Annotated in this window: 18 protein-coding genes and 1 pseudogene; 9 read left to right on the top strand and 10 right to left on the bottom strand. The window is 41.7% G+C overall.

The features are described from left to right. Positions 1–79: 79 nt before the first annotated feature. From ABEB05_RS02075 to ABEB05_RS02055, 5 genes and pseudogenes are all read left to right on the top strand, one after another. Positions 80–574: pseudogene (locus ABEB05_RS02075) on the top strand (type 1 glutamine amidotransferase domain-containing protein); the annotation flags it as partial. Between the two features lie 95 nt (positions 575–669). Next, on the top strand, positions 670–1,599 hold the full coding sequence (gene rsgA, locus ABEB05_RS02070; RefSeq protein WP_265787089.1) for a ribosome small subunit-dependent GTPase A: 930 nt from the start codon (positions 670–672) through the stop codon (positions 1,597–1,599). A gap of 192 nt (positions 1,600–1,791) precedes the next feature. Then, positions 1,792–2,853, top strand: coding sequence for a DUF6588 family protein (locus ABEB05_RS02065; RefSeq protein ID WP_265787087.1), 1,062 nt, complete (start codon positions 1,792–1,794; stop codon positions 2,851–2,853). A 9-nt stretch (positions 2,854–2,862) separates the two neighbouring features. Further along, positions 2,863–3,492 carry a trimeric intracellular cation channel family protein gene (locus ABEB05_RS02060; RefSeq protein WP_265787086.1) on the top strand — a complete coding sequence of 210 codons (630 nt, stop codon included), beginning with the start codon at positions 2,863–2,865 and terminating at the stop codon, positions 3,490–3,492. A 60-nt stretch (positions 3,493–3,552) separates the two neighbouring features. Further along, positions 3,553–3,702 (top strand): hypothetical protein, encoded by a 150-nt coding sequence (locus ABEB05_RS02055; RefSeq protein ID WP_265787084.1) that lies wholly within the window; start codon positions 3,553–3,555, stop codon positions 3,700–3,702. A gap of 63 nt (positions 3,703–3,765) precedes the next feature. Here the strand turns inward: ABEB05_RS02055 and polA are convergent, their stop codons facing one another. Then, positions 3,766–6,534 (bottom strand): DNA polymerase I, encoded by a 2,769-nt coding sequence (polA, locus tag ABEB05_RS02050; RefSeq protein ID WP_265787082.1) that lies wholly within the window; start codon positions 6,532–6,534, stop codon positions 3,766–3,768. Positions 6,535–6,672: 138 nt separating this feature from the next. Here polA and ABEB05_RS02045 point away from each other — a divergent pair, with 138 nt between their 5' ends. Beyond that, complete coding sequence (locus ABEB05_RS02045; protein ID WP_265787081.1) at positions 6,673–7,815, top strand: PP2C family protein-serine/threonine phosphatase; 1,143 nt, start codon at positions 6,673–6,675, stop codon at positions 7,813–7,815. 137 nt (positions 7,816–7,952) lie between these two features. On the opposite strand, the gene tkt is transcribed toward ABEB05_RS02045, so the two are convergent. The 8 genes from tkt to ABEB05_RS02005 all read right to left on the bottom strand — a co-directional run bounded on the left by tkt (position 7,953) and on the right by ABEB05_RS02005 (position 16,280). Next, positions 7,953–9,965 (bottom strand): transketolase, encoded by a 2,013-nt coding sequence (tkt, locus tag ABEB05_RS02040; protein WP_265787079.1) that lies wholly within the window; start codon positions 9,963–9,965, stop codon positions 7,953–7,955. Positions 9,966–10,139: 174 nt separating this feature from the next. Then, complete coding sequence (locus tag ABEB05_RS02035; protein WP_265787077.1) at positions 10,140–11,153, bottom strand: tetratricopeptide repeat protein; 1,014 nt, start codon at positions 11,151–11,153, stop codon at positions 10,140–10,142. 220 nt (positions 11,154–11,373) lie between these two features. After that, complete coding sequence (locus ABEB05_RS02030; protein WP_265787075.1) at positions 11,374–12,075, bottom strand: TIGR00730 family Rossman fold protein; 702 nt, start codon at positions 12,073–12,075, stop codon at positions 11,374–11,376. 11 nt (positions 12,076–12,086) lie between these two features. Continuing rightward, a complete protein-coding gene (locus ABEB05_RS02025) occupies positions 12,087–12,722 on the bottom strand; it encodes a DUF5683 domain-containing protein (protein WP_265787073.1) in 636 nt (211 codons plus the stop codon). Next, entirely contained in the window at positions 12,706–13,635 is a 930-nt protein-coding gene (locus ABEB05_RS02020) for a ParB/RepB/Spo0J family partition protein (protein WP_265787071.1), read from the bottom strand. The genes ABEB05_RS02025 and ABEB05_RS02020 overlap by 17 nt, the downstream gene beginning before the upstream one ends. 12 nt (positions 13,636–13,647) lie before the next feature. After that, entirely contained in the window at positions 13,648–14,448 is an 801-nt protein-coding gene (locus ABEB05_RS02015) for a ParA family protein (protein WP_265787069.1), read from the bottom strand. 277 nt (positions 14,449–14,725) lie between these two features. After that, entirely contained in the window at positions 14,726–15,838 is a 1,113-nt protein-coding gene (gene ald, locus ABEB05_RS02010; RefSeq protein ID WP_265787067.1) for an alanine dehydrogenase, read from the bottom strand. 181 nt (positions 15,839–16,019) lie between these two features. Continuing rightward, positions 16,020–16,280: a hypothetical protein gene (locus ABEB05_RS02005; RefSeq protein ID WP_265787065.1), complete on the bottom strand. Its 261-nt coding sequence runs from the start codon at positions 16,278–16,280 to the stop codon at positions 16,020–16,022. Between the two features lie 180 nt (positions 16,281–16,460). On the opposite strand from ABEB05_RS02005, the gene ABEB05_RS02000 reads away from it, so the two are divergent. Next, the gene (locus ABEB05_RS02000) at positions 16,461–17,336 is read left to right on the top strand and encodes a DUF58 domain-containing protein (RefSeq protein ID WP_265787063.1); all 876 of its coding nucleotides are present in this window, start codon (positions 16,461–16,463) and stop codon (positions 17,334–17,336) included. Here ABEB05_RS02000 and ABEB05_RS01995 read toward each other — a convergent pair. After that, positions 17,299–18,633, bottom strand: coding sequence for a M23 family metallopeptidase (locus ABEB05_RS01995; RefSeq protein WP_265787061.1), 1,335 nt, complete (start codon positions 18,631–18,633; stop codon positions 17,299–17,301). The genes ABEB05_RS02000 and ABEB05_RS01995 overlap by 38 nt on opposite strands. Positions 18,634–18,835: 202 nt before the next feature. Here ABEB05_RS01995 and ABEB05_RS01990 point away from each other — a divergent pair, with 202 nt between their 5' ends. After that, positions 18,836–19,864 carry a hypothetical protein gene (locus ABEB05_RS01990; protein WP_265787059.1) on the top strand — a complete coding sequence of 343 codons (1,029 nt, stop codon included), beginning with the start codon at positions 18,836–18,838 and terminating at the stop codon, positions 19,862–19,864. Continuing rightward, complete coding sequence (locus ABEB05_RS01985) at positions 19,861–20,853, top strand: vWA domain-containing protein (RefSeq protein WP_265787057.1); 993 nt, start codon at positions 19,861–19,863, stop codon at positions 20,851–20,853. Before ABEB05_RS01990 ends, ABEB05_RS01985 begins: the two co-directional genes overlap by 4 nt. The last annotated feature ends 36 nt before the right edge of the window (positions 20,854–20,889 follow it).

The following is a 20,889-nucleotide window of genomic DNA, read 5'->3' as shown; positions in this document are numbered from 1 at the left end:
CTGAACTATGGCTTACGAACTAGCTGATAAGCAAATTGCTATTCTTTCCACAGATGGTTTTGAATAAGTAGAATTAACCGAACCCAGAGAAGCATTACATCACGCCGGAGCCCATACTCATCTTATCTCTCCAAAGAAAGGTTCCATTAAAGCCTGGAACCAGGGAAACTGGAGCGATGATTATGAAGTCGACATCTCTCTTGAAGCTGCAAGTGTAGACAATTATGATGGGCTGTTGTTACCCGGCGGAGTATTGAATCCTGATCAACTTCGAAAAGATAAAAAAGCCAATGAGTTTGTAGCTCAGTTTCTACACAAAGGAATCCCTATCGCAGCGATCTGTCATGGACCGCAAATGCTGATAGAAACAAAAGAGATTGAGGGTAAGACAATGACCTCATATCCATTCATCAAAACAAACTTAATGAATGCAGGTGCCAAATGGGTAGATGAAGAAGTGGTTGTTGATAAGGGATTGACCACAAGCCGAAGCCCCGATGACCTTCCCGCTTTTATCGATAAAATGATCGAAGAGTATAGAGAAGGAATACATACCGAGCTTACACCAAATTAATATTTCAATTATTTAAATTAATCTTATTAGTCACCTCGATTAATCGGGGTGACTTTTTTATGTTGAAGCAACCTTAATAAAAAAACAAACTGCCTTTGACACACCGAGGACGCATTGTACAATCAACCGGCCAATGGTATGAAGTGGCCTATGCACAGGGAGATGACAGTCAAACCATTAGTTGTCGCCTTCCTGGTCGCTTTCGTCTCGAAGATCACAAGCTTACCAACCCCATTGCGGTAGGAGACTATGTGCACTTCTCAAGAAATGATGACGGCTCCGGAAGTATTGAGGAAATCGAGGACCGACAAAATTATCTTATTAGGGAATCAACGCATCACAAAGAAGGAAACCAGATTCTGGTATCCAATATTGATTGTGCTTATGTGGTACAGTCTATTAAAAAGCCAAACATCAAGCGGGGATTTTTGGATCGGTTTTTGGTAACCTGTGAAGCATACCAAATACCGGCTCGTATCATATTAAATAAAATGGATCTGGCTGAGGATAAAGATAAACCACATATCGACAATCTTGCAGAACTTTATGATTCTCTGGGCTATAATGTTCTGCTTACCAGCATTAAAGACGAGGAATCACTGGAACGGCTTAAAGAAGATCTCCAGGATAAAACTTCCGTTTTTGTTGGTCCCTCGGGTGTAGGTAAAACAAGCCTGCTTAATCATATTGAGCCCTCTATTAACCACAAGGTGGGGGCCGTATCCGATTACAACGAAAAAGGAGTCCATACCACTACTTTTGCCAAGCTTCTCCCCTTGCAGTTAGGCGGTTATCTGGTAGATACACCGGGACTCCGGGAATTCGGATTGGTTAATATCGAACCATGGGAGCTCTCCCTGTTTTTCCCGGAAATGCTCGAATTCAGACAGCAATGTAAATTCAATAACTGTACCCACAGCCACGAACCCGGCTGTGGCGTCATGGAGGCATTTGAAGAGGGCCATATACATCCCGATCGCTATGACTCTTACCTAAATATCCTAGATTCCCTGGAAAACGATTAACGGCCCAATAATTTATCTGCCTTCACCTAGATGGCCAAATGCGATTCCCAGAGAAAGTCTATCTATTTTAATACTGCCATTATCCTTAGGAATTTACTTTTTTAAATTCCCTCAAAATCCTGATATTACCAAGTATTAGATATTTTTAATGATTTACCTTCAGGATTAAAATTCCCCTAGCTATTATAACCCATGAAAAAGAAACTAATATTATTATTCGGAGTATTATTTTTAACTGGAACATCCACTACTCTTGCACAATTCAGCGATATTGGAGATGTGCTGAGAGCCGGAGCCGAAGATGCCGAAAAAGTTACCAGAGCATATCTAAAACCTATTCCATCGGGATTGGGTGCTGATATCAATTCCGGATGGACTACTTCTGCTGAGCCCCACAGTACCCTAGGATTTGATATTCAGGTCCGAGGTGCACTTTCATTTATTCCGGGAGACGATCAGTCATTTGATTTAAATGATCTTAACCTCGAAAAGATAAAGCCGGCTGACCCTTCAAATACTATTAGTCCCACAGTGGGTGGTAATGACGAATTAGGCCCGGAAGTCATTGTTGAAGATGACGGCAATGAAGTGGCACGGTTCAACTTACCCGAAGGCACAGGCTACTCTTTTGTACCGGCTCCAATGGTCCAGGCGGGAGTGGGTATTGTAAGGGATACCGATTTAATAGTGCGATATGTTCCGGAAATATCGATCGGTAGCGACGGCAATTTCAATATGTCCGGATTTGGTTTAAAGCACGGCATCAATCAATGGCTGCCGGGCGGTAATCTTCTCCCTGTTAACCTTTCCGTGCTTGCTGGCTATACCAATATCAATTTGGATATGAATTTCGATTTGGAACCTGAACCCGGTGCTATTCCGAATCCTGAAAATCCGGATGCAGCTACTGCTGATTTTGATAATCAGCAGGGCAATGTCAATATAAATACCTTCACCATTAAAGCACTGGCGGGCAAAGACCTCCCTTTTATTTCATTTTACGGAGGCGTGGGTTATGAAACCTCGGCTTTTAATATGGATGTAACGGGGGAGTATCCTGTAAGTATGGAAGTCAATGGGATTCAGGGATATGACGTGATTGAAGATCCGTTTAGCTACTCCGAAAATGGCCAAAACTCATTTAGCCTGATTGGTGGTGTAACTTTTAAAATGGCTTTCTTCCATATTTTCGGTGAGTTTAACGTTTCCAAATATTCAACGGCAAATGCAGGACTTTCCTTTAGCTTCAGATAATAAGGGAAAATGAGCTGGGAAGAGATTGAACTGTTATACTGGCTGGACCTCTTCGGCGTCGTGGTTTTTGCCGTATCCGGTGCTCTGGCCGCCGGACGAAAGAGTCTCGACCTGCTGGGCGTGGTAGTCATTGCCGTTGTAACCGCTGTAGGAGGCGGTACTACGCGCGACCTTCTGCTTAATCGACATCCCGTCTTCTGGATTGCCGATCCCACATACCTGACAGCTATAATCATTGGTACCCTACTCACCATCTGGTATACCCGCCATAAGGAGCCGCCCCAAAAAGCACTGCTTCTGGCGGATGCTCTCGGATTGGCCGTGTTTACCATTACGGGAGCCCAGATCACCCAGGAAGTTGTTTCCAATGAAGTTATTATTGTCATTATGGCCGCTATCACTGGCACCGTCGGCGGACTGATACGTGATGTGCTAACAAACAAAATCCCAATGATTCTACAGCGCGATATCTATGCTACCGCTGCCCTGGCCGGTGCTACTGTTTACCTTTTGTTGCAGCTCACTGCCCTGCCCTCATCTGTTAACATTATGACGGCTATGATTGTCGTTATTGGGCTCCGGCTGGCAGCCATTCAATGGGGACTGCACCTGCCACGCTTTAAACTGGAGGAAGAGTGAAGCATTGGTGCTGAAACAGCCCAGTGTTGACAGCCTCTGATATTATTCTCACTCAGTGCTATGTACAAGAAAGAGTTGAGTAATATCAAATGGGGATACTACTGCCTGCCCTACGCTGAGGAGATCCCCCACCTACGACAGGAATATGTCGTAGCCTTAGCACAGGATGTATCACGACCACGACAGGGTCATGTCGTAGCCCTCACATAGGATATATCTCGGCTCTGACATACATACAGTCTCTTTGATCTATGCTCTGTTGGATGGGCACATCTAATGGGCTTCCAGCCAGTTATTGGCCAGGCCCATCTCTACATCCAGAGGGACGGAAAGCTCAAAAGCGGTTTCCATCAGTTCCTTAAGTTTTTCCGGGACTTCATCCGCTTCTTCATCGGGAACCGAGAAAATCAATTCATCATGTACCTGCAACAGCATTCGGGTGCCTAGCTGCTCTTCTTCGATATATTCCTGAATATTAATCATTGCCAGCTTGATGATATCCGCAGCCGTCCCCTGAATAGGCATATTTATAGCTGTACGCTCGGCAAAAGATCGTACATTCCAGTTTCCGGAATTTATCTGTGGGATATAGCGGCGGCGGCCCAATAATGTTTTTACATAGCCATTTTCTTTGGCAAAGGCCTTCGTTTCATTAATATAATCCAGAATACCCGGAAAACGGTCAAAATACTGGTCAATCATATCCTTACCTTCGTTGTTACTTATTCCAAGCCGGTTAGCGAGTCCATAAGCACTAACGCCATAGGGAATGCCGAAATTGACTTCCTTCGCCTTACGGCGGTGATTTGGAGTTACCTCATCAAGGGAGTCCAGGTCAAAAATCTCTTTGGCCGTGCGGGAGTGAATATCTTCCCCGTCCTGAAAGGCCTGAATCATATTTTCATCCTCAGCTATAGAGGCGATAACCCGCAGCTCTACTTGGGAATAGTCAGCTGAAAGCAACTGGTGACCCTCCTCGGCAATAAAGGCTTTCCTGATCTCCCGTCCCCGTTCGGTGCGAATGGGAATATTCTGAAGGTTTGGGTTTGAGGAAGAAAGTCGACCAGTAGCAGCAATACTTTGGTTAAAGTCCGTATGGATGCGTCCTGTCTCTTCATTGATAAGCTTGGGTAAAGCATCCACATACGTAGATTTTAGCTTGCTGAGCGCACGATATTCCAGAATAAGATCCGGCATCTCATACTCTGCTGCCAGCTTTTTCAGTACCGATTCCGCCGTTGAATACTGGCCTGTTTTTGTTTTCTTTCCGGCGGGCAAACCCATTCTATCAAATAATACCTCTCCCAGTTGTTTCGGGGAGTTAATATTAAATTCTGTACCTGCCTTGTCATAAATCTTCTGTTCCAGGGCAAGCAGATCGTCATGGAGCGTTTTAGAAAACGCTCCCAGCATCTCCCGGTCCACCAAGACGCCCTCCATTTCCATCTTCGCCAGTACTTCCATCAACGGAAATTCAAGGGTTTCCGCTATTTCTGAGAGTTCATCTTCTTCCAGGATATCGCCGAGTATCTCATATAGACGGAGCGTAATATCCGCATCTTCGCAAGCATACACTCTGATTTCCTCAGCAGGAATCTCATCCATCGTCTTTTGCTTACGTCCCGAACCGATTAACTCGGTAATAGGAATAGTCTCATAATTCAAATACTTCTCAGCCAGGGCATCCATCTTTAGCTTCTGGTCGGCATCAATCAAATAGGCGGCAATCATCGTATCAAAAGCCGGTCCCGAAACCTCCACCCCGGCCCGATAGAGCATCATAAAGTCAAATTTGTAATTATGGGCTATTTTTAACGTTGATTCATCCGTAAATAACGGCTCCAGGATGGTAATAGCTTTTGTCTGGGGAATCCCATTTTCCACATTTACCGGCACGTAGTAGGCTACCCCGGCCGTGGTTGAAAGAGAAATACCCGCCAGCTTATTTTCCATGGGGTCAACCCCGTCAGTTTCGGTATCAAAACAGAGCGTATCGCCCTGTAATTTAGTAACCAGACTTTCGAGATGCTCCGTTTCATTAATCAGCTCATAATTGACAATATCCTCCTCAAAAGACTCTAACTCACTCTCTTCTTCCTCCTTCTCATTGCTGCCAAAAAGATCAGTCTGATTTTTATTCGACTTTTCACGAGAAGATCGGGTTATCTCTTCTCCCAGGTATTTCTGCGTCAGCGTACGAAATTCCATTCGTTTAAAAAACCGACCCAGTTCCTCCTCATTTGCTCCTTCCCAGTTAAGCTCTTCCCATTTTACGGTATCCGGCACATCAGTCTTAATCGTTACCATTTCCTTGGCATGGAGGGCTTCTTCTTCGTATTCCTGCAGGCCTTCGCGATGCCGCTTTGAAGACATATTGGGCGCATCCTCAATGGCTGCTTCCAGCGTGCCGTATTTGTTAATGAGTTTAGGTGCTCCTTTCTTGCCAATGCCTTTCACGCCGGGAATATTATCGGATGTATCCCCCAAAATAGCCAGCACATCGATCACCTTCTCCGGATATACCCCAAAATAGTCCTTCACTCCCTCTCGGTCTATAAGATTAAACCCCCCATTCTGATTATCAGGCTTATACATCATTATATGGTCATGTACCAGCTGCATAAAATCCTTATCCGGTGTAACCATATACACATCAACGTCTTCCGCATTAGCATCACTGGCAATAGTCCCAATAAGATCATCGGCCTCATATCGATCCTGTTCAACATTTTGGATGCCATATCCTTCAATCATCTCCTTAATAAGGGGAATTCCTATTTTAAGCTCTTCAGGTTGAGGAGGACGGTTTGCTTTATAATCTTCATCCATTTCGTGACGGAAAGTGGGGACGTTGGTATCCCAGGCAACCGCTATATGGGAGGGTTCATGTTCTTCTAATAATTTTTCGAGCGTATTGGCAAACCCCAAAATAGGCCCGGTAGGGATGCCCTCGGAATTCTTTAAATTACTGCTAATAAATGCGTAATGTGAACGATAAGCCAAGGCCATACCATCCAGTAAAAACAGAACACTTTTAGACATTCTTTATTTTGTCATTAATTTAAGTTTCTAATATAATTCACGGACTATGTATACCTTCCGTTCAATAATAAAAAAGTAAAACTTTTTCTATTCTATTACGAATAAGTATTTGTCACAGATGATTAATAAAAGATTTATATGGGCTTAAAAAACGAAGCACAGACAGCATTTCAAAATACTAAATCGGTTTATAAAGAATATGTTTCCGGCATGACCCCGGAACGTATCGGCAAAGAATTTTATAAAGATACCGATCGGCTTAAACAGCTATATGAAGAAGCCATCCAGCAGGATTCTCAATTCGAAAAAAAAGAGATTCCGGCACATCTTAAGTTCTTAAAACTATTTTCTGCCCTCACCCAGCGTTTAAATCCTACCCGACGTCTTTTATTCGGACTCTCAATCATTGCATTCCTGATATATTATTTATCCAGTTTCTTTGGAATTATAAATTTCGTCTTATTTCATGAGATTTTACTTCCCTTTGCCTTTAGTTCAATGCTGATGCTGCTCTTGGTTGAGCTTTTGGAAAAATCAGATGTCAAGCGCGAGATCGATCTTGCAAGGGAAATACAACTTGGCTTATTACCTGCTACAGCTTATAAGTCAGAAAATCTGGAGATTTTTTCATTTGCCAATACTGCAAAAGAAGTAGGCGGAGATTACGTAGATGTTATCAAGACCAATGAAGGAACATATATGATTATTGCGGATGTTTCAGGAAAAGGCTTATCCGCTGCACTGTATATGGTGCGCATGCAAGCGCTGGTCCACCTTATTATCGAAAAAGATAATCCTTCACCAAAAGAATTATTTTTAGAATTAAATAATTATGTAAAGTCAGATATTAAGGATAAAACCTTTGTTACCGCTTGTGCCGCATTCTTTCCCAAAGACAGCCAACACTTCACTTTTGCCCGGGCCGGACACAATGCTCCTATTTTATTTAGCAAAAAACAAGATGCTACTTTTGACCTCCGTTCAGATGGATTTGCTCTCGGCATGACTTCAACCAATCATCTGAAAGCACACCTCCAGGAAAAGAAATTCCAGTTTGTAGCCGGTGATAGTGTACTTTTCTACACAGATGGGCTTACAGAAGCCCGAAATGATAATGGGGAAGAATTCGGGGAAGAACGACTCGATGCCATTATGAACATCTATGGATCATTACATGCCAAATCTATTGTCCAAAAGATACAGTCGTCATTGGAAAACTTTATTGGTTCTGAAAAACCCGCCGATGATATTACATTCACCTGTGTGCATCACTCGAACTAATATCACATACTCTAAATGTACAAAGTGGATGGGATTTTATAACAAATCAATCCACTCTCTTTCCAAATCAAAAAGGGTGAACAGTCCAAAACTGTCCACCCTTCTCTTTTTATTTACTCAGTTCTATCTTTTAAAACTTAAGAGATAAGTTTTTGTGCTTCCTCCGCCATTCGCTCTGGTGTAAGCCCAAACTCCTCAAAGATCTTCTTATACGGTGCAGAAGCTCCAAAATGATTAATGCCGAGGGCAGTACCTTCATGTCCAACCCATTCCTGCCAGCCAAAAGTAGCAGCTGCTTCTACAGAAACACGGGCGGTTACCTCCTTCGGCAGCACTTTTTGTTTATAAGCATCTTCCTGCTTACGGAAAAGCTCCCAGGATGGCATACTTACTACCCGTGCGTCAATGCCTTCTTCATTAAGCAGGGATTTGGCTTCCATCGCAATTTGAACTTCAGAGCCACTGCCCATCAGGATCACATCCGGCTGATCTTTTTCGGAATCAGCCAGGATGTACGCTCCCTTAGTAGTATTTTGGGCGGAATTAGCATCCGTACGTTCAAATATCGGCAGACTTTGTCTGGTTAATGCCAGCAAGGAAGGACCATCGGTATGCTCCAGTGCAGCCTTCCAGGCCCAGGCTACTTCATTAGCATCAGCGGGACGTAGTATCAGTGCATTAGGCATAGCACGCAAAGACGCCAAATGCTCAATAGGCTGATGGGTAGGGCCATCTTCGCCGAGCCCAATACTGTCATGGGTAAAAACAACTATGGAAGGAATATGAGACAGGGCGGCTATTCGTAGAGCAGGTCGGCAATAATCAGAGAAAATTAAGAATGTGGCGCCAAAAGGTATAACCCCTTTATGAAGCGCCATTCCATTTACAGCGGCTCCCATTGCATGTTCACGAACACCAAAGTGAATATTTTTGCCTCCGTAATTTGAAGAATCAAAAATACCAAAATCATCCATCCAGGTTTTGGTACTTCCTGTCAGATCTGCTGAACCTCCGATGAGCTGTGGAATATTGGCGGCCAAAGATTGAATCACAGTACCCGAGGCTTTACGCGTAGCCACTCCCTTCTCGTCCGGTTCAAAAACAGGTAAAAAACTTTCAAAATCATCAGGCAGTTGACGTTCAACAGCTAATTTAAAGGCTTTAGCTTCTTCGCTATGCACTTTTTCAAATTCTGCAAAGCTATCCGTCCACTCCTTATATGCTTTGGCTCCCTGCTCTTTTGCCTTCCGAAAATGATTCAATGCATCTTCAGGTACATGGAATTTTTCCTTGTTCTCCCATCCCAAATTTTCCTTGGTCTTTACTATTTCCTCCTCACCAAGCGGTGCTCCGTGTGCGGCTGACTTATCTTGCTTATTCGGACTACCAAATCCAATATGAGTTCTGCAACAAATTAAGGAGGGCTTATCAGTAACCGATTGAGCTTCCTTTATGGCTTCTTCTACAGCAGCATGATCATGGCCATCAATCTTGATAGTATGCCACTTGTTTGCTTTAAAGCGTTTTTCAACATCTTCGGTAAAAGCCAAATCCGTACTCCCATCGATAGAGATCTCATTATCATCATAAAGGTAGATCAGTTTGCCCAACTTCATGTGCCCGGCCATGGAAGCTGCTTCTTGCGATACACCTTCCATCAAGTCACCATCACTAACAATACCATAGGTGAAATGATTAGTTATGTCATATCCCTCTTTATTAAACTTCGCTGCTAAATGAGCTTCAGCCATGGCCATACCTACTCCCGTACCAAATCCTTGTCCCAGCGGACCAGTAGTTGTTTCAACACCTGGAGTAAGATGTACTTCTGGATGACCAGGGGTTATGCTTCCCCACTGGCGAAAGTTTTTTAACTCTTCCAAGGGCACATCATATCCGGTAAGATGAAGCAGGCTATAAAGCAGCATTGACCCATGACCCGCTGAAAGAACAAAACGGTCGCGATTATACCAATCGGGGTGGGCCGGATCATGTTTTAGAAATTTTGTCCATAGCACATAAGCAGCGTCGGCCATTCCCATAGGCATACCCGGATGGCCAGACTCAGCCGCCTGTACGGCATCCATTGAAAGGGTTCTTATTGTATTGACGCAAAGTTCATCCAAAGAACTGGTAGTAGTTTGACTCATCAGTTAAAATCCCGGTAGTATTTATTAGTTTATGACAAAAATTTAGTAAAGAAAATAGCCAAAGCTCTGCTTACATAAAAGAAAAATGCAAATACAGAATAGCATCTATAAAAAAAGGCCTCTGAATAGAATCAGAAGCCTTTTTATAAGATAAAAGTAATTAGAGGTACTTAATTAACTATCACACTTAAGCTCATATTCCATTTTGTGTTCTGCGGAGGATTTAAACGAGCCGTATGATGCATTTTCGAAGGCGCCGCAGGCTTCGTTCTTTTGTCCCATTCCCTGGTAGGCAGTACCCAAAGTAAAATAGAACTTAGCATTGTCGGTACGTCCACCATTGCTGAGATCAAGTCCTTTTTGAGCGGCTTCAGCAGCCTGCTGCCAATTTTGCTGTCCATTATATGCCTCGGCCAAGCGAAAATAAGCGGTTGCTGATTCAGAATTATAATCCAAAGCTCTGTTTAAATATTCTAGAGCCTGATTATAATTGCTATTCTGTACAGCCTGAGATCCCTGATAAACGAGCTCTTCCGCAGCTGCATTTTGAGCACGAGTTACGATCTGATTATCTCCGACTTCATTACCTACTTCAGCGGCTTTATCAAAGAAACCAAGGGCCTCGTCCAAGCTGCGTCCATCCATATTTTTTGCTACAATACCTTTCTGGTAATAAGCTTTGGCATAATTGGCATTACGCTCTATTACTTCATCGAGCGTTGCCATTGCCGTTTCAAACTCCTTCTGTTGATATTGCACCAATGCCTTGTTGTACATTAGTTGGGTAATAATATTTGGCGCTTTTTCCGCTATCTGTTCATTCCCATACTCCTCGCTTACTTCAGCAGCCTGGCGGAAAGCTTCAATAGCCCGGTCCAGGTTACTAATTGTTTTATCATTCTGGAAATTACGGTATGCATTTTTAGCTAATTCAAAATTAGCAGCCGGCAATTGGTTATGCACCCGTTCTATAATGTCTTGCCCTTCTTCCCCAAGTGCCTCTGCCTGCGAAAGAGCATTATTAAACTGGGTTATAGCCTGTTGATACTCACTCGCTTTCATGAGTTCCAAGGCTTGATTATAAGTTTCAACGGCCTTTCGTTTATCTTGTGCATTAACATTTGAAACTAAGCCAATGATAAACAGACCCAGTAACAGTGTTGTAACGCTATTTTTAAGCAACTTCATGGTCATCCTGTTTTGGTTGAGTATTAAACGCGATCAATGTAATGAATTAAACTATTTATTTAAAAGTAAAACTCATTACTGTACGCTTTTATTATAAATTTCTTTTGATATTAAACAATATTCTCTTTTCCATTATTAAAACGGACATTTCTACTACTTATTATTTTAAAGCCTCATAAAAAGAAAAAGTTTCATTTCAATAAGTCAACCTCTTTATCCCCTAAAAATTGGGTTGTAACGTATGTTCCTTATAAAATTCACAAATAATATTGACTGCTTCATCCGGATCGTCGGTAAGATGAAAGAGGTCTAAATCTCCTTTTGAAATGGTACCATTTTCTATCATAGTATTTTCAATCCAGTCAACCAATCCCTTCCAATATTCTGTTCCTATTAAAACGACGGGGAACGCGGTAACCTTCTTTGTTTGGATAAGGGTTAATGCTTCAAAAAACTCATCGAGTGTTCCAAACCCACCCGGAAATACAATAAATCCCTGTGCATATTTAACAAACATAACCTTTCGAGCAAAGAAATAGTGAAAGTTAATGACATAATCATTATCCACAAATGCATTCAACCCCTGCTCATGGGGCAAAGTAATCCCCAGACCAACAGATTTCCCTTCTCCTTCTTGTGCTCCTTTATTGGCGGCCTCCATAATTCCGGGTCCACCACCTGTTATAACTCCGAAACCCTGCTCTGTTACTTTTTGTGCAGTATACTGGGCCATCTCATAGTATTTCCCTTCTACTGACGTTCGTGCAGAACCAAAGATAGAAACACAGGGGCCAATTTTAAAAAGCTTATCATATCCTTCTACAAATTCCCCCATAATCTTGAAAACACTCCAGACATCATCGTGATGAGTGTCTTCAAAATTCTCGGGCACACTTAACTTTTCATCTTTTTTATTGGTCATTTTTCCAGTCTCTATTTAGTTATAAAATCTATCGAAAGTGTAACTCCCGGTGTTGCCTGAGCAGTAAGAGAAGGTTGAATACGCGTTCGCATACTTAAATCATCAGATACATCAAAGGAGCGCATATGTGCAAATACATATGCATCCACAATATTTAAACCATAGGCAAGGGCGATGCCGATATATACCATATCGCGCCTGTTACGATAGGTATTTCTGATGGTTTTTAACTGCTCCAAATTAGCGGTTTCCGGAATATAATCAGGTGTTGGTCCAAATCGCTGATCTTCGTCTGTTTGTGGATGCAAATTATAATAAGCTGCTCTATAATCATGATAACGCTTTGTAAGATCACTGCTATACCAGGCCAGCCCCCCTAACAGACCATAAACAATAGGTACTTTCCAAATTTGTTTATTTGTTATCTGTCCCCATCCCGGAATGATCATTGATTTGTACATGACACTCTTAGGAGATGGTAACGTATCATTAGCCGAATTTTGCTCCTGAATGCGACCATCAATGTGCAAATGGCGGCTTTTCTCTAATCGATCTATCGAAAGAGAAGAATAATTGTCCGTTTGCTGGGCTGATGCGTGCAGCACAAACCCCAAGAGAAGAACAAGCAGGCTAAGAAAGCTTCTCAAACAACTCCAGCAGCCGATCAAGCTCCTCATCCGAATAGTATTCAATACGTATTTCACCACCATTCTTTTTGGACTTAATATTGACCTTGGTACTTAATTTGCTCCGAAGCCTATTTGATATTTCTTTTAAAAAAGCACTCTGTTGGTCATCAGAGCTTTGAGAAGTTGACTTCTCTTTGTCCTTTGATAATGCCTTAACTGCTTTCTCCGTTTTTCTGACCGAATATCCTTTATCAATAATTCTTTTAAAAATAGCTTTCTGATCTTCGGGATCCTCAACCGCAAGCAATGCTCGTGCATGTCCCATTGAGAGACTTTCATCACGTAAAGCCGCTTGTATAAAAGGCGGTAAATTAAGCAGTCGAAGCATATTAGCAACAGTAGATCGGTTTTTACCCACTTGTTCAGCAACTTCTGCCTGAGTGAATTCCGCTTCTTCAATTAAACGCTGATATCCCATAGCTACTTCAATAGGATTCAGGTCTTCCCGCTGAATATTTTCAATAAGAGCGTACGAAATAACATCATCATCGCTCACTTCCCGAATATATGCAGGCAGCTTATCAATTCCGGCTAGCTTTGAAGCGCGAAGCCGCCGTTCACCACTAATCAGCTCAAACCTCTTTTCACCGATATAGCGTACTGTTATAGGCTGTATTAACCCATGTTCTTCAATAGACTGGGCTAATTCCCGAAGACGTTCTTCATTAAATTCCTTACGAGGTTGATGAGGGTTTGGACGAATATTATCAACAGGAACTTCCAAAACTACATTTACACGTTGCTCTGGTGTAGCGTACGCAGATTTATCCGGCGCACCCTCCTGATTCTTTTCTCCCTTTTGGTCTTTGTCTTCATCATACTCTGGAAAGAAAGCACCAAGACCCCGCCCTAAAACTTTTTTAGATGCCATAATTACTCCTTCCTAACTGTTTGCAAAAACAGGACTATTTTTAAATAAATTCTTATTCCGATGGATGATCTCACGTGCCAATGCAAGGTAGTTCTTTGCACCACGACTGGTTGAATCATATAACAAAGCCGGTTTGCCGAAGCTTGGCGCTTCTGCCAGCCGCACATTTCGTGCAATTACCGCCTCAAAAACTTTATCTTCGAAATATTTCCTTACTTCATCGGCCACCTGATCGGACAAACGGGTGCGCGTATCGAACATCGTCAGCAAGACCCCTTCTATCTCCAGCTCAGTATTCAAATGCTGACGTACGATCTTAATAGTGTTTAATAACTGACCTAATCCTTCTAGGGCGAAATATTCGCACTGGACCGGAATTATAACAGAATCTGAAACTGTCAGAGCATTAATAGTAAGCAACCCCAATGAAGGAGGACAATCAATAATTATAAAATCATATTTTTCTTCTAAACCACTAATCGCTTTTTCCAGGATGCGTTCGCGGCGCTCACGATCTATCATTTCTATTTCAGCCCCTACCAAATTAATATGGGAAGGTATAATCTCTAAAAAAGGAAGTTCTGTTTCACGAATTGCATCCTCTGCTTCCACCCCTCCAACCATAATTTCATAAACAGAATTATTTACTGTTTTCGACTCAATTCCCAATCCGCTAGTCGTATTGCTCTGGGGATCAATATCTATGATTAAAGTAGTATGCTCAATCGCTGCAAGGCTGGCAGCAAGGTTAATAGCTGTAGTAGTTTTACCAACCCCTCCTTTCTGATTGGCAATGGAAATTACTTTACCCATATGAAATGTCTGTTACAACGATTATTACTCTAATGTCTCGAAAATATAATGGGATGTCTTATGGTAAACAAAAATACTTATCAACAAGTTGTCAACCGGATTACAAATAACCTATCATTATGGTTATCAATATATTATAACCGCTCAGTTAACAATTTATTTTATCCCCATAATTTTAACCTCATTTTACAGAGAATCCCTCTTAAAAGAATAAGAACTGATTAAAAAGTGAGCCAAAGTTCTTTGATGAAATATTATGGCTCCCTATTTCATCTCATCACAGTACCTCTTCAATTGCAGTATATTCCATATCAAATGCTTCTGCAACCGGCTTGTACACAATTTTTTCATCCACAATATTTAGTCCCTTTTGAAGCTCTTCTTCATCCTTCAAAGCCTGTTTCCAGCCCTTATTCGCAAGAGAAACAGCATATGGAAGGGTTACATTTGTTAATCCCAGTGTAGAAGTATAGGGAACAGCACCCGGCATATTAGCAACACAGTAATGTACCACATCATCTACCTTGTAGACGGGATTATCGTGCGTCGTAGGTTTGGAAGTTTCAAAACATCCTCCTTGGTCTATTGCAACATCTACCAATACCGTTCCTTTTTGCATCTCCGATAGCATATCTCTGGTAATAAGATGAGGCGCTTTGGCCCCGGGCTTGAGTACCGCTCCAATTATCATATCCACATGCGGAAGCATACTTCTGATGTTAGCTTCATTCGAAAACATGGTATCTACATTCTTAGACATAACATCATCCAAATAACGTAATCGTGGCATACTAATGTCCATAATGGTTACATTGCCCCCCATTCCGGCGGCAATTTTTGCAGCATTAACACCCACAATTCCGCCGCCGAGCACCATAACATTGGCTGGTTTAACTCCTGGAATACCTCCGAGTAAAATACCTCTCCCCCCTTCAGGTTTTTCCAAAAATTTTGCGCCTTCCTGCGAGGCCATTCGTCCGGCCACTTCGCTCATTGGAACCAAGAGCGGCAGCGTACCGTCCTCTTCTTCAACGGTTTCATATGCAATAGCAATACTTCGGGATTTAGCTACAGCCTCTGTCAGAGCCTCACTTGCAGCAAAATGGAAGTAAGTAAAAATAATTTGCCCCTCCCTCATTCTCGGGTATTCTACTTCTATGGGTTCCTTGACCTTCATAATCATATCTGATTGCTCCCATAACTCATCAATATCTTCCATAATGGTAGCACCCGAGTCTTCATACTGTTTGTCAAAGAACCCGCTGCCTTCTCCGGCCCCCTGTTCGACTAAGACTTCGTGTCCATGTTTTGCTAACTTCAATACCCCTCCGGGTAGTAGGGAAACGCGATTTTCATGAGTCTTTATTTCTTTGGGTACACCTATAATCATGGATGTGAATATTAAATTTAGAGTTTCATTTTGATGAGTTGCTTCCCAATTCAGGAAGAGGCTGATTTTTAAAAAACGGTTATCTTAATAAACCAGAAAATTTTGTGATAAAGGTAGGTATTTTTTTGGAAAAGTTTTAGTCATGCTCATCAAAATATAAACCCAACGAAATATCATATAGTTACAGGCTGTGATATTTTTGAAGTCCTGATTCCGTTATTGTAATATGGCCATACAATAAAGGACCTCCTATGGTTTTAATATGGATATATCCCAATTCTTCCAGATATTCCAAAGCATTTTTAATTTCTGTTCTATCCATATCCAGGTCTGAATTTAAATTCTTTACGGATATTTCCTTATTTATTTTTCCCAGCGAAAGCTCTCCTATTTTTATTAACAGCTGATGGTATTTTCTGCTAAACTTACTGCCAATAATCATTTAACTATTTATTTACCATAACAATTAGTTTTGTTTAAAAAGAACATTTTATATTAAACCTAAAGTTACCCATGTATTACGATATTATTACCATTTCCTGCTTGTTATAATAGGTTTGTCTTTTAAAAATGACCGATTTCTTGTATCCTTTGATCTTCAGATAAAACAATTTACTTCGATATGATTTCAAAAGAAATACTTCAAAAAGTCCGTAAAATTGAAATACGGACAAAAGGAATGGTTAACAGTATTTTCGGAGGTGAATATCAATCGGCCTTTAAAGGAAGGGGTATGGAATTTTCCGAGGTTCGAGAGTATATATATGGTGATGATATTCGCCAGATTGACTGGAATGTAACAGCCCGAACGGGAGATCTTTTCATTAAAAAATTTGAAGAGGAACGAGAGCAAACCCTCATGTTGTGCGTTGATATATCCCCAAGTGGTGTTTTCGGAAGTCGGGGTCAGAGTAAAATGGAACTTGCCATAGAGATATGCGCAGTTCTTGCTTTCAGCGCCATTAAGAATGGCGATAAGGTTGGATTGGTACTTTTCACAGATGAAATTGAAAAAGTAATTCCCCCTAAAAAAGGTCGGCTACATGTACTTCGTCTTATTCGAGAACTCCTCACAACTGAACCAGAGGGAAATGGAACGGATATTAGTGAGGCCCTGTCTTACATTAATCGCCTGCTAAACCGGCGGGCTATTATTATTCTAGCCAGTGATTTTCAGGATAATCAGTATGATCGCCAGCTGAAAATAACAAACCGTAAACACGATCTGGTAAATATATTTATCAATGATAAACTGGAGGATGATCTTCCCAATCTCGGACTTATTCCTTTAAAAGATGCTGAAACGGGAGAAGAAATCTTAGTAGATACCTCTAGTGAAAAAGTTCGTAATGAATATCGCAGAAAACGGCGGCAACAAAAAGAAGAATTGCGTAATCAATCCCTGCGCAGAAAAATCGACATGATCGAGGTTGAGACAAATGCGTCCTATATCCGTCCCCTTATCGCGTTCTTCCGACGTCGAATGCATCGTTACTAATGAAGGTATCATTCAAAGTAATTACAGGACGGTCAGTTTCAGCAGTATCCTGCTGCACTTGATTCAGTTGACGATCAAAGGCATTTCGAACTACCTTAAAGTCATCCATTAAGCTATCAGGAATGGATTCTGAGGAAGGTAAATCCATCGTTAATGGATTAATGGCACGGCTATTTCTTTTAACTTCATAATGCAAGTGCGGTCCGGTTGAGCGACCGGTCGTTCCCACATATCCTATAACTTGTCCCTGCTCTACTCTGGCACCGGCATGTACCCCGCTAGCAAATCCATTGAGATGCAAATAAGAGGTTTCGAATGTTTTATTATGCTTTACCCGAATCATATTACCGCTGGCTCCATAGTATCCGGCTCTTGTTACCGTTCCATCACCAGTTGAAAGTACAGGAGTACCCCTGGGTGCAGCATAATCAACACCGTTATGTGGGCGGCGCCTGTTTAAAGTAGGGTGCATTCTGTTCTTCGAAAAAGGTGAACTAATGCGATGGTCATACTCAAAAGGAGCTTTCAACAGAGCTTTTTGCACACTTTCCCCCTCTTCTGTGTAATAGCCTTCTACTCCATCTTCGGAAAAATAGTAAGCGCGGAATAGCTCCCCCCTATGCTCTATTTGAGCGGCTAAAACATCTCCAGTTCCATAAAATTCATCGTCAACATACTTTTTTTCATAAAGTGTCTTAAAGCTATCTCCTTTACGAATGCTAAAAAAATCAATTTGCCAGGCAAAAACCTGAGACAATTTATGGGCCAGAAGCTGACTACCCCCAGCGTGACTGATAGTTTGATATAACGAGTTATTGATAACTCCAGAGGTAACTTCAGTTTTGGTATAAAGAGGGCGAGCGGCTTTATATATATTCAGCGAATCCTGTTTCCAGTCAAAAACCACATATTCCATTGAATTAGGCTGCCAGACCAAATGCGAAAGTGCTTCGGTGCTATCTTCTTTAAAATAAGTGCGGTACCGTTGTCCCGGACGAATTTTCTTGAAATCAATTATTTTTTTTGCCTTTTCGCTGATTGAATATATCTCTTGGGGATCAAAATCAAGCTTGTCAAAAATGACATAAAGACTTTCATTTCGCTCTATCGTATGCTCCTCGATTTCGACACTGGCAATAGGTAAACCAAACTCATCAACTTCCAATTCTAAAGCCTTAACGGTATCTTCTGGTTGAATTACTGAAGAAGCTTCTACCGGGCTCGCCTTCTTCGGTTCCTTCGAGCAAGAACATAGAATGGTTATCATGAGAAGCCCTAAAGAAAATGCCCTTATCATAAAATGCTGTACTCTTATTTTTTTGATTTTAAAACACTCAAATATACCATTTTTAATAATTTTATGCACACAAAAAATGACTTTTAGCAAATCCTAAAATCATAATAAGTTTTTCCGAATGGAAAGATTTTTTCTATTTTGAGCGCCGATGCAATAAATGATTGTTTTTAAAGGTTATTATCTCTGTTTTTAGTACCAATTAATGCATATCAATTCGGTGGGTTACGGAAAACTTTTTAAAAGAATATTATTACTTTGGCTTTTTACGGGGATTACCTTAAATAGCTCTGGTCAAACCGTTAAAGAGTACACGAGTGCTGATTCTTTAAAAGTTGGAGATAGATTCAACTTTTCTATTACCGTCAATTATGACGAGGATTACGATCGAATCACTTTCCCCGACAGTGCCAATTTTTCATCTAACTTCGAAATCCGCTCCCAGTCCCGATTCCAGGTATCTTCTTTTAAAGATAGCATCTCCTACGATCTGCAATTTTTTGCAACTTCCGATACCATACTCTCACCTCTTCCGGTCCTTTTGATAAACGAGGAAGATACAACAACGGTCTATACAAACCCTGTCCCCATAAAATTCAGCAGTGTTCTGGCAGAAGAAGATGAATCACTTCGGCCTCTTAAACCAATCTACGATTTTGCTGCGGCCTGGTGGCCTTATATTATAGGCTTTCTGTTGCTTTTGATAGTAGGTTTTCTCCTGTATTACTACTTAACAAAAAAAGAGAAAGAAGAGACAATAGTAGAACCTCAACCATTTAAACCGAAGCCTTTTATCAATCCTCTTAAAGTGTTGGAAAAAGATATAAACAGGCTGGAACAAATGGATTTATCTTCAACCAAGGACTTTCAAATATTCTATACAGAACTGGGAGATGCTATACGCCGTTATTTTGAGGAGCTGCACCAGATCCGGGCTCTGGAATTGACCAGTACCGAGATCCTTCAAAAACTCCGATCCCGGTCTATTGACTATACCCTCATTGATGATACCCGCGCCGTACTGCAGGAGGCTGATATGGTCAAGTTTGCTAATTTTACTCCCACCGAAGAGCAAGCGGGCCGCGCCCTGAAAAAAGGTTATAATTTCCTGGAACGTGCCAAAGAAATTGACGCTCCCCGGGTTGAACATATGCGTCGCGAGCATCAATCACGAGTCGAAGCTGAACGAGAAGAACATAAAGAACGACAAAATCAGCAAGAGGTAGAAGCATGAGTTGGGCTAATCCACAATGGCTGTGGTTGCTTCTATTACTGATACCAGTCATTGGTTATCAGCTTTGGAAATATTTAGGTAACCGTAACCCTACTCTTACCTTTTCAAATACTTCCACCCTCAGTGAGCTATCCGGAAGTTGGAAAAACTACGGCATCTATCTTGCCCCGTTATTTCAATGCATTGCTTTTATTCTGGTCGTCTGTGCTCTGGCACGTCCCCAATACCAAAATACTACGGTGGAACGTAATGCCGAAGGGATAGATATCGTACTTACGCTTGATATATCTACTTCAATGAAAGCGGAAGATCTGAAACCCAATCGACTGGAAGCAGCCAAAAATGTAGCAAGTGATTTCATTGACCAGCGTGTTTCCGATCGCATAGGGTTGGTGCTTTTTGCCCGGCAAAGCTTCACGGCGGTCCCCCCCACCCTGGACTACGATTTGTTAAATCGGTTACTCGGTGAAGTTGAAATGGGAGTGGTGGAAGATGGAACAGCAATTGGTATGGGCATTGCTACCGCTGTCAACCGCCTCAAGGAAAGCCGTGCCGAGAGTAAGGTTATCATTCTATTAACCGACGGACAAAATAATTCCGGAGAAATTGATCCCGTTACCGCAGCAGAACTGGCTCTATCTCACAACATAAAGATTTATACCATTGGAGCCGGAACCCGGGGCACAGCTCCCTATCCTGTACAGGATCCCATATTTGGCAATCGCTATCAAAATGTGGAAGTAAACATTGATGAAGAGATGCTCACTGAAATTGCCAATATGACGGACGGCAATTATTTTCGCGCCACTGATACCGAAAACCTGCAGGAAATTTATGACCAGATTAATGAGCTTGAAAAAACCGAGATAGAAGAAATTATTTATACTGATTATCAGGATCTTTATCCCCGATTCCTGCTTCCAGCTGTATTCCTGTTTATACTGTCTATCGTTTCTGATCGCCTTATCTTCAGAAATGCTGTGGAGTAACCTAAACTTCTTGTTTGTTTGACATTCACCTGTTAA

Source organism: Fodinibius salicampi (genome assembly GCF_039545095.1).
Lineage (GTDB): Bacteria > Bacteroidota > Rhodothermia > Balneolales > Balneolaceae > Fodinibius > Fodinibius salicampi.
The sequence above is the reverse complement of the archived record's forward strand: the minus strand, read 5'-3'. Positions and strand labels throughout refer to the sequence as shown.